Genomic DNA, 17333 nt, shown 5'->3' with positions numbered 1-17333 from the left:
CCCTAGTACACTACTAGAGCTTTAACAACATTACTACTTTTCAGCTATAGCTTCAGCAACACTATTTGCTGCTAACATAGCACTTTGTAGTGCCCCTTGAATCCATGCATGCTTCTGCGATATATGCTCTCCTGCAAAATAAACTCTATTATTCATTTCAGGCAATGTGACTGCATAGGAGAACAAGGTTCTGTCTTGTGGCTTTCCAAAGCACGCACCGGACCATATATATTGTGCATTTGCCCAAAACATAGTAACCCAGGATAATAATCTATCTCTAATATAACCATCCTCAAGACCATGAACTTCCTCAACTTGTTTTGCAATATCCCTTATACGAAGATTATTAGCTTCATTTCCTATGATTTCAGCGTCTTGACCCCAATTGTAAGATGCAAGAAGTGCCCCTGGAGAGTTTGGTGAAGCACCTGGCCTTAAGGTCCAAGTACCACTCTTTCCTTCTACAGGTATTGCATGGTCTGAAGGGTATATTATATTTATTATAGGAAGATCTGTTCCTGAGCTTCCTCCTACAATTCGCTCTGCTGCTTCCCCCATCTCCCAGAATCTATCCTTTAAGAAAAGAAAAGTTTTTTGGGATGACTCATAGTTTAACTCATTAATTGCCTGCATTTTTTTCAAACTAAATACAGGCTTAATTTCTACTCTTCTTAAACTGGTGAAAGGTATAGCACAAACTACATAGTCAAATTCCTCTAGGGTAATAGCCTTATCTTTGGTAGCTCTACACTTAAGTGTAACTTTATCCTTATTATTATCTTGATAAATTCCATCTATAGCTGTACTAATTCTTATTTTAACCTGTCCAAGCTCTTCCTCATCTATGCCTTTAAATACCTGTAAATTTTTATTGGTAAGGGCATTATAGAAGCTTGTAATAATCCTTTCAGCCCCACCTTCTAAATAATAGGTCTGTGAAAAATCTGCACTGTACACTTTATCCATCATTTCTGCTAAACTTAAATTGAAAAATTCAACATCAAGTGTAGATAAATAACCTATCATGAATATTGCATTTTCACTTAGCCCAACACTTTCATATCCTGCCTTATAGTTCATTCTATCCATCTGTCTAATTTCTTCAGAGTAATTCTCTTTTACTTGTATTAACTCTTTTCTTATTTCTGGTGATAAACCCAATATATATTTATCATATAATCGTCCCGACAACTCTCTCCAAGGAGTTTTTGCCTCTTCTGGTGTCAAGTTAAATTGTGGATATATATTTTCCATTACACTAATTCCTGAAGGTTCTTTTGTGGCTCTTTCTCCTCTTATATAATAGAGACCTTTTATATTTGATGTTGCAAAGGGCCTGGTATTTAAGTTAAACAAATTGATATAATGCCAACTAGTTTCATGGGATACTGGTATCCTTTCTGCTCCTAAATCTACATTGTATCCTTTATTAATTGGGTAGGTGTATATTCTTCCTCCAATTCTCTCATTTGCTTCAAATACAGTTATGTCACATCCAATCTTCTTTAATTCAAAAGCAGCAGCAAGACCTGCAGCACCAGCACCTATTACAGCTACTTTAACTCCTTTTCCACAAGGTCCACTACATATCTCTCTTATGTCCTTAGGAGGGCTTAGAATACTAATAATATTTTCAAAATCCTCTGGTCTTCGTCCAGCAGTAAGTACGAATCTTAATTGTTCATATCTATCTTCATCGGTGGGATTATCCCCTTGAAATGGAATCTGTTGTCTACTCATATTTTCCACGAATAAACTCCTTATATACTTATTATCATATTCAATATATGCAGCTTCCAATAATTATGGTATTTAAATTTAACTAACAATAATTAAAATTACTACTTTTTATCCCTGTCCCTATAGATATAACTTCTCAGAAAGTACTTTTTAAAACTCACTCTTCATGGATTTTATAACCCTTGACCCTCGTCTCTGAAGCTTCTTACTTAAACTTATATAAAAAAATAAAAGAGGATGTATAAGAACATCCTCTTAAGCTGTTACGCTTTTATTATTTCTTCTTCCAACTCTTTCATTAATGCATCTACAGTAACAATTTTATCTACCTTATGAGCGTTTTCTCCACAAAATAGAAGAGCTTCGTCTATATTTCCGTTTACTGCATTGATCAATGCTTTAGTTATGCAATAAGGTGTTGTCTTAGGATTACAATGGGATATGCATTTATAACATTTTGTTACCTTTACTCCTCCATCCTCCACTTGATTCATGAATGGATTTTTAATAGCACGGCCTGGCATTCCTACTGGACTTTGCACAATAACAATATCCTCAAGTTTTGAATTTATATAAGCATTTTTATAGTTTATATGAGCATCACATTCCTCTGTAGCTACAAATCTTGTAGCCATTTGAACACCGGCAGCTCCAAGTTTTAAATACTTTGCAATGTCATAGCCATCAAAAACTCCACCCGCTACAACTACAGGTATTGACTTTTCATATTTTTCTTCATAAGTTTTAACTTCGTTGATTATGTCAGTAATTACTTTATCATAATCCATGTTCTTATCCTGTAATTCCTCTTTTTTAAAACCAAGATGTCCTCCAGCCTTTGGACCCTCAATAACTACTAAATCTGCAGTAGCTTTGTCATGTCTATCCCACATTTTTAAAATAACCTTAGCTGCCTTTAAAGAAGATACTATAGGTGCTAGTTTCACCTTAGAATCCTTTGCTACCTTAGGAAGGGCTGAAGGTAGCCCTGCCCCTGATATTATCAGGTCTGCTCCAGCTTCTATTGCTGCTCTAACGTATTCCTCATAATGTTCCATAGCTACCATGATATTTACTCCAATTATACCTTGAAAAGCTTTTTCCTTAGCTAATCTTATATGTTCTTTTAAAGCTCTAAGATTCGCTTCAAAGGGATTTATTTCAAAGTCTTTCTCTTTAAATCCTATTTGAGCAGCGGAAATAACACCTATTCCTCCAGCATTTGTCACTGCTGCTGCTAAATTAGAAAGAGAAACTCCAATTCCCATTCCTCCTTGTATAATCGGTAATCTAGCTACTAAGTTTCCTATCTTTAATGGTTTTATATTCATAAATCTTCATCTCCTCTATAAGAAGTTAATTCAATCAGTTTAATTTGATAATCAAATATTTTGATTATCAAAGTAATAATTACTATTATATATCATATCCAATTAAAATTCAATAAATTCCAAACTAACTTAATAGGGCCGCTGAAAAAAACGTAATTATTCAATTTAAAAGTTATAAATAAAGCTATACACCAATAATAAAATTCATTAGTGTATAGCTCTTGGTGGAACCCAACCTTAGTACTAATTTTAGCCTCAGATTGTCACCTTATTTTTTAAGTTAAATCTATTAAGTTTAAACCTAAAACCAAATAAATAAATAGATTATTAGTATATATAGGTAGAAGAATTCTCACATATAGATATGTTAAGAGGCTTTTCTTTCATTAACTTTTTATAAGAACATAAAAATTCATTAAGCTCGTTATCTGCTAAGTTAATATGTGTGTAGCTTTTTAAAAGCACATTCTCCTCTTCCATAATTATTTCTACGTTATTATTCGAATTCTTAATATAATAAATTGTCACTGCTTTAGAACTAATTCTTCCTTTATACTTTTCTTGAAAACTTAGAGTTTTTCTCATTTCCTCATAGTCTTTTCCCAATGAACCAAACTGGCTAGTATCAATTCCGAAAGATTTCATTTGTTCATCAATATTATTCATATCGAATCCATATCTCTCCATAACCTTCTTTTGAATATTTAAAAACTTCTCTTGAGATATGTTGTTTTCCTCCATGTAAGCTTGTATTTTTCTGCTAAATTCTAGCATATTAATTTTTCCTTCTCCCATAGAATAATATAGTGAGTATATATAATCCTCAAATTTATCGATATCCTTGTCATTGACTCTATTTTTAAGCTCATTGAAATCTATTATATCGCTAATTTTAATCATCTCCTTAAATAAAAACTACGCTTTAAGGCATCTGAAAATAAATACCAAGTCAAAGATGTAAAGTATAACACAAAATAGACGAGCATACTGACTTATTTATTTTTTGAAGATACCTAATATATTATTAGTAACTTAATGCCTAAAATACTCTTGTAGAAAAATTTTAAGAAATCAACTACAAATTCACAAAAAGATACCCCCGTGTTTAAGGGATATCTTTTTTTATTTATAGGAATGGAAATTCCTAACTACTCAATATTTAATAAATTACAATTTAAAAGCACATTAAGATTCACACTATTTAAAGTTTCCTCCTAAAACAAAGCTCTTGAAAGGTAATCTTCTATAAAACTACTGAACTTTAAAGCCAGCGTTTTTAACTTTTGTTAGGATTTCATCAAAATTATCAGTTTTTAATCTTACAACTATTTCTTTAACATCTGTTACACTTTTTGGATCAACTACAACAAAGCTTATAATATCACCTTTGTTTTCAGTAATTATTTTAGAAAGCTTAGATAGCTGTCCTGGAATATCATAAGCAATAACTGCTAATCTCTTTCCCTTATTTAATCCAAATAGCTCAGTAAATTGATGGAATATAGCATGGTGAGTAATTATTCCTTTAAACTCTCCACTATTATCAACTACAGCTATGAAAGATACACTCTTTGTTTCTAAGAAATGAGCAGCTTCTTCCATTTGCTCTAATGGATTAATTGTTGGCACATCTGTTCTCATAACATTTTCAACTAAAAAATCTGAAAGTAAACACTGTCTTTCAATACATTTTTCATAATAGTAAGTGTATATTTTTTCTTTTGATATTGCACCGTAAAATTTATTACCATCCGCTACTGGAATGGATAAAAAATTATTCTTTTCCATAACATCAAGAGCTTCGCCTATGGTAATTTTTGGAGTTACAGTAGTTAATTTCTCTTTTGGCAACATTAAGTTACTTACAAACATAATCAATTCCTCCTTATTAAGGCTATCAGTAATAATTATATTACTGATAATATATATTATTCATTATTTCCAAATACAAGTAAAAACTATGATGATTATCTTTAATTATACTTGAAATTACATAAATTTGTCTATATATTTAAATATTAAATAATAAGTAAAGTTTATACTTTATTTACAACTCCCCTAAAACTTATAATATTTTATTAAGGTTTAACATAAAAGTTATAATCTTCATTAAAACTATGATATAATTATTAATAAATTATACTATAAATTCTTTTTTCATTATGGGGGTTACCTATGAATATCAGTCTTAATAAAGTAGTTAATGCTCTATCTATATCCTTAGATTTAGCTGAGACTACCTCCTTACAAAACTTAAATGTTATAGAAGATATCTCTGGGGTGAATTATTCTAAGCATAAGTATTCACATCACTCTAAGCGCACCGCCTTCATAGCACTAGAGATTGGTAAAAAACTTAATATTAGTGAGGAAAGTTATCATAATTTATATATTGCATCCATGCTTCATGATATAGGTGCTCAAAGTATGCTTGATGAAGTCCATACCTCTGTAGAGTATATAAAAAAACATTGTGTTGAAGGTGCCTACATGATACAGAAAATTCCTGCACTAATTCAAATATATGATATAATCCTTTATCACCACGAAAATTATGATGGTAGTGGCTGTATGAAGCTTAAAAATTACCTTATTCCCTTTGAGGCCCAAATTATCAGACTTGCTGATTTGTTAGAGGTTATGTTTGATGAAAATGTGCCAATTTACAAACAAAAGGATTCTCTTATAGATTGGATAAAACTTCATAGTGGTAGACTTTTTTGTCCAACTATTGTTGATTGCTTTTTAAAGCTTGCTAGCAGTGAAACCTTTTGGCTTAACCTTTACAATGTGCCGCATATGGGTTTCATATTAGACTATATTGCACCTAAGAAAGAAAAATATGTTACCTTAAAGGAATTTGAATACATAGCTGAAATTTTTGCTACTATCATAGATAGTAAGAGTGGCTTTACAGCTATGCATTCTAGAGGCATAGCTGATTTAGCTTTTGAAGTTTCAAAATATGTTGGTTATGATGAGAATAAATGCTTAAAAATGAAAATAGCAGGACTTCTTCACGATATCGGAAAGTTAGCAATCCCAGCAACTATTCTAGATAAAAAAGATAAGCTAACAGAGGATGAATTTTCTTTAATAAAATCTCATACTTATTATACAAAGCTTATTTTAGATAGAATCGAACTTATTCCTGATATTAGTGAATGGGCTGCCAATCACCATGAGAAATTAAATGGAGCTGGATATCCTAGAAGACTTTCTGCTGAACACATAAGTGAAGAAAGTAAAATCATTGGGGTTTGCGACATATACCAAGCTCTTACTGAGGATAGACCTTATAGAAAAGGAATGTACATGTACGAAGCTTTTCAAATTCTCGATGACATGGTAAGAAGCGAATTTATATGCGGTAATGCTGTAAAATCTCTAAAGAGTACACTAATTTCTAAAGTAGAAAAAAATTTATCTACGTGATTTTACTAGCAAATAAATTTATGGCAATATTATGTATTAGGAGTTGATATATAATATTGCCTTTTCATTTATGATTTTTTCAGCTAAAATAATATTGAGGTGAAAAACATGGAGTTTTTAGTTAACACAGTAGAAGAAACAGAAAACCTGGGTATTCAGCTTGGAAGCCTTGCTAATGCTGGTGATATAATTTGCTTAATTGGAGAACTTGGAACTGGTAAAACTCATCTTACCAAGGGAATTGCTAAGGGTCTATCTATTGATGAGCATATTACAAGCCCTACCTTCAACATTGTAAATGAATATGATGGAAGATTAAAATTTTATCATTTTGATGTATATAGAGTAAATGATCCTGATGAAATAGCTGCTATAGGTTTTGATGAATATATTTTTGGGGGCGGAGTAAGTGTAATTGAATGGGCCAATTACATTGAAGAGATAATTCCAAAAGAGAGCTTAACTCTTACTTTAGAAAAGGTCCCTCAGCTAGGTTCCACCTGTAGAAGAGTAACTATAACTTATAGTGATTCCAGATATGACTATATAAAGGAGTTAACATTATGAAGATATTGTGTTTAGATTCGGCTACTGAAAGCGCAACTGCTGCAATTATTGACGAAGATAAGCTTCTTGGAGAAATAACTTTTAATTATAAGAAACAACATTCTACAATAATGATGCCTATGATAGATACCCTTTTAACTTCAACAGATTTATCTATTGAAGATATAGATGGTTTTGTTGTTTCAAAGGGTCCTGGTTCCTTTACTGGCCTTAGAATAGGAATGGCTACTATAAAAGGCTTAGCACAACCTACTGGAAAACCCTTTGTATCCATTTCTACTTTAGATGCTCTTGCAAATAATTTGTTTTTTTCTACGGGAGTTATTTGTCCTATAATGGATGCCTTAAGGGGAAATGTTTATACAAACTTTTACAAGGTATGTAATGGTTCCTTGGAGGCTCTTGGAGAATCTGAAATTTTATCAATTGAAGAACTAATTAATAAATTGAAAAACTACAATGAACCCATACACTTTATAGGGGATGGTACCTATAAATTTAAAGAGACGCTTGCTGAAAATTTAAACAATGCATACTTTGCACCAACTCATTTAAATGTAGTTAAAGCCTCCTCTTTAGGTGAAATCGGATTAAGACGCTTAAAAAATGGTGAGAAAGAAGACGTATTTACCTCTGCGCCAATTTACCTTCGACCTTCTCAAGCAGAAAGAGAATATGAAGAAAAGCTGAGGAATAATAATGGTTGATTTATCTATTGTCCCAATGAATGAAAGTAATATAATAGAAGTTCAGCATATCAGCAAACTAAGCTTTCCAATTGCCTGGAGTTTAGATTCTTTAAAGAAGGAATTAGATAATAAATATGCTAACTATATAGTCTTAAAACTTGGAGATAAAGTAGTTGGCTTTGGTGGTATGTGGATTATCTTTGATGAAGCACATATAACTAACATTGCAGTTCACCCTGACTATCGTGGACATGGCTTAGGAGATATTTTAGTGGAAAACCTCTTAATTATAGCAAGGCAAAAAAAATTGATTGGTATTACTTTAGAAGTTAGAAAGTCAAATATAGCCGCAATAAGCCTTTACGAAAAACATGGCTTTATTACTGAGGGAATAAGAAAACAGTACTATGAAGATAACAAAGAAGACGCTTACGTAATGTGGAATAGAAAAATTTAAAGACTATGAAAACTCATTTCATAGTCTTTTATTAAGCTTATTTATAATTTTTGCATTACTTCCTTCTTTAATTCTTGCTCACCCATAAACTAAGAACATATTTTAAAAAAACTGTAACCTTAGCTTATTTTTATATATTACCAGCTTTTTCTTTAAGCTTTTGTTGTTCCAAAGCAAGACTTTCCTTATGAATTAGTGGAGAAACTTTCTTATAAGATGCGAAGGTTATAACAGATACAGCCGCTCCCTTAAGAATGTTAAAAGGTGTAATTCCAATAACAATTAAAGATGCTAAACTGCTAATGCTCTTATTAGCAGCAGCTGCTGCCCCAATAACATTATTTAAGCCTCCAAATAATTTTGCATATATTGGTATTAAAATAAAATAGTTAAATAATCCTGCAACTAAAGTCATAGCAATTGTTCCAGAAATTAATCCTATAATTGCCTTCTTTCTACTTTTATCTTTATGATAAACCCATGAAGCTACATATACAAAAACTCCACCTACTAAGAAGTTAGCAAATTCTCCTACTCCTCCTGTACTTGATCCATGTAATATTATATTTAATACATTTTTTATAAATTCAATTATTATTCCTGCTACCGGTCCTAAAGCAAATCCTCCTATTAATGCTGGTAAATCACTAAAGTCAAGCTTTAAAAATGGTGGGAAGCCTGGTATAGGAAACTCAAATAGCATTAGTATAAATGCTATTGCACCTAAAAGTGAAATTTTAATTAGTGAGTTTAGATTTGTCTTCTTTTTCATATTTTCCCTCCTAAAATTGTACTGCGAACCTCAAGAGGTATCTTTGTGTAATAAAATAAAAACACCCTGACCAACATGATCAGGGCGTAACAATTCATATTACACATACTACCTTCTTTCATCCAGACTTTACTGTCGGCTTCGGAATCTAACCGAATCTGCCTTACGGCTCGCGGGCTTTACCGCCGGTGGGGACTCTCACCCCGCCCTGAAGTGCATTATTTAATTATTTCTTACAAGAATAATTATAATACAATCTAAGTACTATAGCAATACGTTACAGATTATTTTTCTAAACTTCTCCTACAAATTATTTGTATGATTTATTCTAAAACTTTGCTGCTTATAGACTAAGTATTGATGGAAGAATTCTCTTAATAAATTCTTTAATTTAATTTTTTTTGATTTATATAAATTTATAGCATAAGGTTAAAAGTGCCTTAAACATCATATATTGTTATCTTCTTTTCTTTATTTACGATTATATTTATTTAAGGATTTATTTTAAAGAAAATATCTTATTATATTTATTTCTTCATAGATAAGGATATACGGTTTCTTTTCTCATCTACTTCTAACACCCTAACTTCTACGATATCTCCAACCTTCACTACATCTAGTGGATGCTTTACAAATCTATCGCTAAGCTGGCTTTTATGCACAAGACCATCTTGATGGACTCCGATATCCACAAAAGCTCCAAAGTCTGATACATTTCTTACAGTACCCATAAGCATCATTCCTGGCTTAAGTTGAGATAATTCCATAACACCGGTTTTGAAAATTGGCTTTGGAAGTTCCTCTCTTGGGTCACGTCCTGGCTTTTTAATCTCTTTAATTATGTCTAAAAGTGTAGGAACCCCTATTTCTAAATCCTTTGATAGCTTTTCAATGCCAATAGCTTCTACCTTATTATCAATATCTGAAAGTCTGTTTTTTCTCAAATCTTCATCTGAGTAACCTAACATGTTAATTAGCTTTTTAGCGGCTTCATAGCTTTCTGGGTGAACAGAAGTGTTATCCAAGGACTCTTTACTCTCCATAACTCTTAAAAACCCTGCACATTGCTCAAAAGCCTTTGCTCCAAGCCTTTTAACCTTTAAAAGTTCTTTTCTAGATTTAAACTTTCCTACTTCTTCTCTATAAGCTACAATATTTTGTGCAATGGTACTGTTAATTCCTGAAATATAGGATAGTAGCGATGGTGTCGCTACGTTTAAATCTACACCTACATTATTAACGCAATCTTCTACAACTCCCTTTAAAGATTCGTCTAGCTTTTTAGGGGTTACATCATGCTGGTACTGACCTACTCCAATTGATTTTGGATCTATTTTAACTAGCTCTGCTAGTGGATCTTGAAGTCTTCTTCCTATGGAAATTGCTCCTCTAACGGTTACATCTAAATTAGGATATTCCTTTGTAGCAAGTTCTGATGCAGAATAAACTGAAGCCCCAGCCTCGGATACCACTACATAATAAATATCTTTTCCCGTTGCCTTCTTAACCTCACTTATAACTCTTGCTAATATCTCTTCTGATTCTCTGCTAGCTGTACCGTTTCCTAGAGAAATTACATCTACCTTGTATTTAATAGCCATATTTTTAAGTATTTCTATAGACTCATTAATTTTTTGCTCACTAGCCGCAGTTGCATATACAGTTACATTATCTATAAACTTTCCTGTATCATCTAAAATGGCTATTTTACATCCTGTTCTGAACCCTGGGTCATATCCCATAACTACCTTACCTTTAATTGGTGGGCTCATAAGAAGAGCTTTTAAATTGGCCTTAAAAATATTTATAGCCCCTTCTTCTCCTATATCTGTAAGCTGACTACGAATTTCCCTTTCAATGGATGGATATATAAGTCTTTTTAAAGAATCTTCTACGCTAATTTCTATATATTTGTCTGTAATTTCATTTCCCTTTAAGGCTCTATTTTTTAAGTAGGTAATAATCTTATCCATATCTGCTGTAATTTTTACGGATAATACCTTTTCATCTTCACCCCTATTTATTGCAAGAATTCTGTGGGGTGGGATAAACCTTACTGCTTCTTTATACTCATAATACATCTCATAAGGCGTTGGCCCCTCACTGGTTCCTTTTGTTTCAACAAAGCCATTTCTTTGTACATTTTCCCTAATCCACTTTCTATACTCTGCTTCATCACTTATTCTTTCACTAATTATATCCATAGCACCTTGTAGTGCTTCTTCAACAGTTGAAACTCCTTTTTCTTCACTTATGAAATTAGCTGCATATTCTTCTATATTTCCTTTAAACTTTCCACCTAAGACTTCTTCAGCAATAGGTGAAAGTCCTTTCTCTACTGCTATAGTTGCTCTAGTTCTTTTTTTAGGCTTAAAGGGTCTATATATATCTTCAATTTCTGTTAAGGTTTCAGCCTTTTCCACTGAAGTTCTGATTTCCTCACTAAGGTTTCCTTGTTCCTCGATTATTCTTATTACATCTTCTTTTCTTTCCTGAAGATTTCTCAAATACACAAGTCTTTCTGAAAAGTTCCTTAAAACTATATCATCAAGGCCTCCTGTTCTTTCTTTTCTATAACGTGCAATAAAGGGAACTGTATTACCTTCGTCTAACATAGCTATTACATTTAAAATTTGATCCTTTGATAAATTAAACTCCCTAGCTAACTTTTGTTCTATAATGTTCATAAAATCCTCCTCTAAGCTATAAGTATATTAAGCTATTAAAATTAACTAACATTATCATACCTCATGTTAAGTAATCATATTATTACTAAGAGGCATCTTTATTAAAACAGTCTTCATATTAATATTTTAATGAGGATACCTAAATAATTTTTTATAGGTGATGGCATGAAAAAATTTATTACATCTTATTTTTTAACTCTTTGCCTCATTGTATCTTCCTTAAGTTTCCAAAGTTATTGTAACACAAAAGAGTTTAATATTTCAAAGGTAAAAGAAAATATTGAATACTTATCTTCTGATACCTTTAAAGGAAGATTAACAGGAACAATAGAAAATCACAGAGTTGCTGCCTTAATAAAAGAGGAATTTGTTAAAAATGGATTAGCTCCTTTTGAAGGTAGCTATTATCAATCCTTTAAAGTTAAATATCCTAAGAAACTAAATGAACAGCCCACTATAGCTATAATGGATAAAGATAATAAGCTAATTAAAACTTTAGAGTATGGAGTTAATTACAAGGAAGACTTATTAAACTTTAGGAACACTGAAGTATCCTTTACTAAAGAAGATTTAGTAACCTCAGGTAGTGGTGATGTTCTCTATGTAAAGAATGATAAAGGAAGTATAATATTTTACACTACCAATGAAAATGATTTATCTTTTAGAAGCTCCTTTGTAGAAAGCTCAAAACAAGATTTATATATCATAGTAACAAAAGAAACTATAGGTGAGCTATCTAAATATCTTGAAGCTGGGAATTCTGTATATACTTATATACCCTTTAAAGTAGATGATACCAGTGTAAATAATGTGGTGGGAGTTCTTAAAGGAAAAGACTCTTCAAAGCCACCTTTAGTCTTTAGTTGCCACTTTGACCACTTAGGTATGGACTTAAACAATACTATTTATAGAGGGGCCTTAGATAACGCTTCTGGTACAGCCTTTGTTATGGAGTTAGTTAAGTATATAAAAGCTCTTGGAACTCCTGATAGAGATATTGTTTTTGCAGCTTTCAATGCAGAAGAATTTGGCCTTTTAGGTTCTACAGCTTTTGTAGAGCAATATGCCCCAAAACTAAAAGGAAGTAAAGTTTATAACTTTGATATGATTGGAAGTTATGATGGAATTCCTCTATGTATTATGGGTGGTAAAAATGACACCAATGAAACTCCTTTTATAAAGGAATTAACTAAAAACTTTGAAGAAGAAAAGATTTATTTTAACTATTTATTTGAGGATGCCAGCGATCATACTGCTTTTAGGTCAAAAGGTATTGATGCAGTAACCCTTTGTGATAATGATATGAATAGGATTCATACTCCAAAGGATAGAATTGAGTATATAAGTAGTGATGCTATAAAAAGGGCTTTTAGTGTGGTAAATAAAGAAGTTACAAAAAATGGCTTTAGTAATAACCTTATCTATATTTATGATAAAGAATTATTAGGTATATCTTTAATTACTTCTCTTTTCTTTATATTTGTTTATAAAAAAATAGAGTAAGCTTGCAACCTAGCTTACTCTATTTTTAATGTTAATGAACAAGTTCATTTTCAAACTACTATAATGCTAATTTTGATTTTCTTTCAAATATCCGTTGATAAACATATCAATATCTCCATCCATTACGGCATTGATATTGCCTGTTTCAACTCCAGTTCTATGGTCCTTAACCAAGTTATAAGGATGAAATACATAGGAACGAATTTGGCTTCCCCAACCATTGTCCTTCTGCTCTCCGCTTATATCCTCTATTCTATCCTTATGTTCTCTTTCCTTTATATCTATAAGTTTTGATTTCAGCATCTTCATAGCATATTCTTTATTAGTATGCTGACTTCTTTGACTTTGGCATTGAACCACTACCCCTGTTGGAATATGGGTAATTCTTATAGCAGACTCAGTTTTGTTAACATGCTGCCCACCAGCACCTCCGGACCTATAAGTATCAATCCTTAAGTCTTCACTTTTTATATCAATATCTTGATTTTCTGTAAGCTCTGGTAAAACTTCACAGCCTGCAAAGGAAGTTTGTCTTTTCCCATTAGAGTTATAAGGGGAAATTCTTACAAGTCTATGGACACCTTTTTCTGACTTTAAGTACCCATAGGCAAATTCTCCTGATACTTTTATGGTGACACCTTTTATTCCCGCTTCATCTGCTGGAACATAATCTAAAACCTCTACCTTAAAATCGTGATTTTCACACCATCTACTATACATTCTATAAAGCATTTCCGTCCAATCCTGAGCGTCATTTCCTCCAACCCCAGTATGAAGGGCTAGAATTGCATTATTTCTATCATATTCTCCTGAAAGTAAGGTTTCAATTTTCAGTTTATCAATTATTTCTATTAATTCTTTTATTTCATTTTTTATTTCCTTAGAAGAAGAGTAATCCTCTTCCTCTAAGCTTAACTCAATTAATATCTCTACATCTTCAACTCTAGTTTTTAGTTCATTGTATTTATCTAACTTATCCTTAATAGCTTTTGCCTTTTGAGTTACTTCTTGTGCCTTTTCAAGGTTATCCCAAAAATTTGACTCTTGCATCTTAAGTTCTAATTCAGATACTTTTTTTTCTAATGCTGGGATGTCAAAGAGACACCTTTAATTCATCTATACTTTCCTTCAAGCTATTAACTTCATTCAAATGTTCTTCCAGTTGTAATAACACTATTTATTCTCCTCTTCCACAGCAATTTTTATATTTATATCCTGATCCACATGGACATGGATCATTTCTATTTGGCTTTTCTTTCTTTTTAACTGGTTCTTTCTTTATACTGCTATCTTCATTAGTAGAAGTTATTTTAGCAACTCTTTCTCTCTCAGGTGCCTTTTCCATTTTTACATGGAATAAATACTTCACAGTTTCTTGTTTAATGTTATAAATCATTTCATTAAACATGTCACTACCTTCCATTTGATAAGCTTGTGCAGGGTCTTGTTGTTTATATGCTCTTAAGCCTATACCTTGCTTTAAGTGATCCATGTTATCAATATGATCCATCCATTTAGAGTCAACTACCTTTAACAAGATAACTCTTTCTATTTCTCTCATTTGTTCTTCGCCAAAGTCAGCTTCCTTTTCACTATAAAGCTCATTAGCTACCTTAAGTAGGGCTTCTTTTATTTCCTCATCAGATAGCTTTTCTAAAGCCTCAACAGTAAAGGTCTCCTTAGGAAGGAAGATTTCTTCACAGTACTGAATTAATTTATGAAGTTCATCCTTGAAGGTATCTTCCACTCCACTAATATGTGAACCTACAGCATCATCTATAACATCTTTAATCATATCTTGTATTTGATCTTTTATGTTTGCACCTTGAAGAACTGTTTGTCTTTGTTTATATATGATTTCTCTTTGCATATTCATAACATCATCATATTTAACTACATTTTTTCTAATATCAAAGTTGTTTCCTTCAACCTTCTTCTGAGCACTTTCAATAGCTCCAGTAACCATCTTGCTCTCAATTGCATCATCCTCGGTTAATCCAATCTTCTCTACTACAGATGAAAGTCTTTCAGAGCCGAAAATTCTCATTAAGTCATCCTCAAGAGAAATATAGAATCTAGACATTCCTGGGTCTCCTTGACGACCCGAACGTCCTCTTAACTGATTATCTATACGTCTTGATTCGTGTCTCTCTGTACCAATAATTTTAAGTCCTCCAAGCCCAGTTACTCCTTCTCCAAGCTTAATATCAGTACCTCTACCTGCCATGTTTGTAGCAATAGTTACTGCACCCTTTTGCCCTGCAAGAGAAACAATTTCTGCCTCTTTCTCATGATACTTAGCATTTAATACTTGGTGTGGAATTCCCTTTTTCTTAAGCATTGCAGATAGTACCTCTGATTTTTCAATACTTACTGTTCCAACTAGCACCGGCTGACCATTTTTATAAGTTTCAGCAATATCTTCTACTATAGCTTTGTATTTTCCAGCTACAGTTTTATAAACTAAATCTGCAAGATCTAATCTCACAACAGGTTGATTTGTTGGTATTACAATAACATCTAGTCCATATATTTCTCTAAATTCACTTTCCTCTGTTAAGGCAGTACCTGTCATACCTGCTAATTTACTGTACATTCTAAAATAGTTTTGGAAGGTAATTGTTGCTAAAGTTTTAGATTCCTTCTCAACCTTAACTCCCTCTTTAGCTTCTATGGCTTGGTGAAGACCATCACTATATCTTCTACCTTCCATAAGCCTTCCAGTAAACTCATCAACAATAATTACTTCGCCTTCTTTAACTATATAATCCTTCTCATTCTTCATCATGTAGTTTGCTTTAAGCCCTTGAACTACATGGTGTTGAACATCCATATTTTCTGGATCTGCATAGTTTTCAAGATGAAAATATTTTTCCGCTTTTGCAATACCTTCATCTGTTAAAATTACTGAGTTAGCTTTCTCATCTACTGTATAGTCCTCTTCACTTAAAGATTTTACAAAGAAGTCAGCAACTCTATAAAAATCTGTGGACTTTTCTCCCTCTCCAGAAATAATAAGTGGTGTTCTTGCTTCATCTATAAGAATAGAGTCAACCTCATCCACTATTACATAGTTTAACTCTCTTTGAACTTTTTCTTCTTTATATATAACCATGTTATCCCTTAGGTAATCAAATCCAAACTCATTGTTTGTTCCATAAGTTATATCTGAGTTATACATTTCCTGCTTTTCAACCTGTGTTTGACCATGGATTATAACTCCTACCTTAAGTCCAAGGAACTCATGAATCCTTCCCATTTCATCTCTATCTCTTTTTGCTAGATAATCATTAACAGTAATTACATGAACGCCTTTTCCTGTTAATGCATTTAAATAGGATGGAAGTGTTGCAACTAAAGTTTTACCTTCCCCAGTTTTCATTTCAGATATTCTTCCTTGATGAAGAACTATACCTCCAATTAACTGTACATCATAGTGTCTAAGACCTAGTACTCTTTTTGAAGCTTCTCTTACCACAGCAAAAGCTTCTGGTAAAATCCCTTCTAGAGTTTCACCCTTACTTAGCCTATCCTTAAATTCCTGAGTTTTATTTCTTAACTCCTCATCAGTTAACTTCTCAGTATCTCCCTCTAAATCATTAATCTTTTTCACTAGAGGCATTATTCTTTTTATTTCCCTATCGCTGTAACTACCAAATACTTTTTCAAAAAGTTTCATATTATCATCCTCACTGTTCATCCTTAATAAGATAAATTAAACCTATATACATACCATAATTAAAAATCAGACACCTAAGTTAGCTAAATACTCTTCCTAGGATGTCTTAAGTATAATATAAAATAAATTTATTAATATTTTATTTAATTTAAAGTCATATTAAAGATTATAGCATTTATTTAATACGACTTCAACTTTGCCTATTATAATATTCTGAAAATAATTCCCAATATTTTTACACTTTACCATTTAAACTTTAATCTATGTACACAAAAGCCCTAAATAAATCAAATTAGACTATGCTTAAGTATTTATTTATGAGGCTATTGCTTACCCCTTCTTAACTTACTTAATTTAAAAGCTATATCATTTTGCTATAAACTCAACTAAAAGCATCATAAGTGAAGTTATATTATTTATATAGACCTTATATTGTTTTACAACAAATTTAAAAGGGGCTGTCGCTTTAGCAG

13 protein-coding genes and 1 riboswitch are annotated in these 17333 nt (G+C 32.0%); of the genes, 5 read left to right on the top strand and 8 right to left on the bottom strand.

Annotation, left to right across the window (positions count from 1 at the left end; genetic code table 11):
* Positions 1 to 33 precede the first annotated feature (33 nt).
* The 4 genes from B3040_RS06580 to B3040_RS06565 all read right to left on the bottom strand — a co-directional run bounded on the left by B3040_RS06580 (position 34) and on the right by B3040_RS06565 (position 4943).
* Positions 34 to 1740: a flavin monoamine oxidase family protein gene (locus B3040_RS06580; protein ID WP_291572012.1), complete on the bottom strand. Its 1707-nt coding sequence runs from the start codon at positions 1738 to 1740 to the stop codon at positions 34 to 36.
* Between the two features lie 263 nt (positions 1741 to 2003).
* Positions 2004 to 3071 (bottom strand): NAD(P)H-dependent flavin oxidoreductase, encoded by a 1068-nt coding sequence (locus tag B3040_RS06575; protein WP_291571407.1) that lies wholly within the window; start codon positions 3069 to 3071, stop codon positions 2004 to 2006.
* Positions 3072 to 3398: 327 nt separating this feature from the next.
* Positions 3399 to 3962, bottom strand: coding sequence for a DUF3867 domain-containing protein (locus tag B3040_RS06570; protein ID WP_291572009.1), 564 nt, complete (start codon positions 3960 to 3962; stop codon positions 3399 to 3401).
* Positions 3963 to 4322: 360 nt separating this feature from the next.
* Positions 4323 to 4943 (bottom strand): CBS domain-containing protein, encoded by a 621-nt coding sequence (locus B3040_RS06565; protein ID WP_291571405.1) that lies wholly within the window; start codon positions 4941 to 4943, stop codon positions 4323 to 4325.
* Between the two features lie 303 nt (positions 4944 to 5246).
* Here B3040_RS06565 and B3040_RS06560 point away from each other — a divergent pair, with 303 nt between their 5' ends.
* The 4 genes from B3040_RS06560 (at position 5247) to rimI (ending at position 8219) form a co-directional block, all read left to right on the top strand.
* A complete protein-coding gene (locus B3040_RS06560) occupies positions 5247 to 6506 on the top strand; it encodes an HD-GYP domain-containing protein (protein ID WP_291571403.1) in 1260 nt (419 codons plus the stop codon).
* A gap of 108 nt (positions 6507 to 6614) precedes the next feature.
* Positions 6615 to 7073 (top strand): tRNA (adenosine(37)-N6)-threonylcarbamoyltransferase complex ATPase subunit type 1 TsaE, encoded by a 459-nt coding sequence (tsaE, locus tag B3040_RS06555; protein ID WP_291571401.1) that lies wholly within the window; start codon positions 6615 to 6617, stop codon positions 7071 to 7073.
* Complete coding sequence (gene tsaB / locus B3040_RS06550; protein ID WP_291571398.1) at positions 7070 to 7780, top strand: tRNA (adenosine(37)-N6)-threonylcarbamoyltransferase complex dimerization subunit type 1 TsaB; 711 nt, start codon at positions 7070 to 7072, stop codon at positions 7778 to 7780. The genes tsaE and tsaB overlap by 4 nt, the downstream gene beginning before the upstream one ends.
* Positions 7773 to 8219, top strand: coding sequence for a ribosomal protein S18-alanine N-acetyltransferase (rimI, locus tag B3040_RS06545; protein WP_291571396.1), 447 nt, complete (start codon positions 7773 to 7775; stop codon positions 8217 to 8219). The genes tsaB and rimI overlap by 8 nt, the downstream gene beginning before the upstream one ends.
* A gap of 130 nt (positions 8220 to 8349) precedes the next feature.
* Here rimI and B3040_RS06540 read toward each other — a convergent pair whose 3' ends face one another.
* Together B3040_RS06540 and B3040_RS06535 are read right to left on the bottom strand one after the other, a co-directional pair.
* Positions 8350 to 8991, bottom strand: coding sequence for an ECF transporter S component (locus B3040_RS06540; RefSeq protein ID WP_291571394.1), 642 nt, complete (start codon positions 8989 to 8991; stop codon positions 8350 to 8352).
* A gap of 107 nt (positions 8992 to 9098) precedes the next feature.
* Positions 9099 to 9211: riboswitch (FMN riboswitch) on the bottom strand.
* A gap of 307 nt (positions 9212 to 9518) precedes the next feature.
* Complete coding sequence (locus tag B3040_RS06535; protein ID WP_291571392.1) at positions 9519 to 11678, bottom strand: Tex family protein; 2160 nt, start codon at positions 11676 to 11678, stop codon at positions 9519 to 9521.
* Between the two features lie 165 nt (positions 11679 to 11843).
* Between B3040_RS06535 and B3040_RS06530 the strand changes: the two genes are divergently transcribed.
* The gene (locus tag B3040_RS06530; RefSeq protein WP_291571390.1) at positions 11844 to 13181 is read left to right on the top strand and encodes a M28 family metallopeptidase; all 1338 of its coding nucleotides are present in this window, start codon (positions 11844 to 11846) and stop codon (positions 13179 to 13181) included.
* Positions 13182 to 13247: 66 nt separating this feature from the next.
* Here the strand turns inward: B3040_RS06530 and prfB are convergent.
* A protein-coding gene (prfB, locus tag B3040_RS06525) for a peptide chain release factor 2 (RefSeq protein WP_100218766.1) occupies positions 13248 to 14355 on the bottom strand; the annotation gives its coding sequence in 2 pieces (ribosomal slippage) (positions 13248 to 14276 and positions 14278 to 14355; 1107 coding nt in all).
* 3 nt (positions 14356 to 14358) lie between these two features.
* Positions 14359 to 16860, bottom strand: a complete 2502-nt coding sequence (gene secA, locus B3040_RS06520) for a preprotein translocase subunit SecA (protein WP_017413492.1) — start codon at positions 16858 to 16860, stop codon at positions 14359 to 14361.
* Positions 16861 to 17333 lie beyond the last annotated feature (473 nt).

Source organism: Clostridium sp. UBA4548, from assembly GCF_002387895.1.
Lineage (GTDB): Bacteria > Bacillota > Clostridia > Clostridiales > Clostridiaceae > Clostridium_J.
Note: the sequence above shows the minus strand (reverse complement) of the source record. Positions and strands in the feature narration are given on the sequence as shown.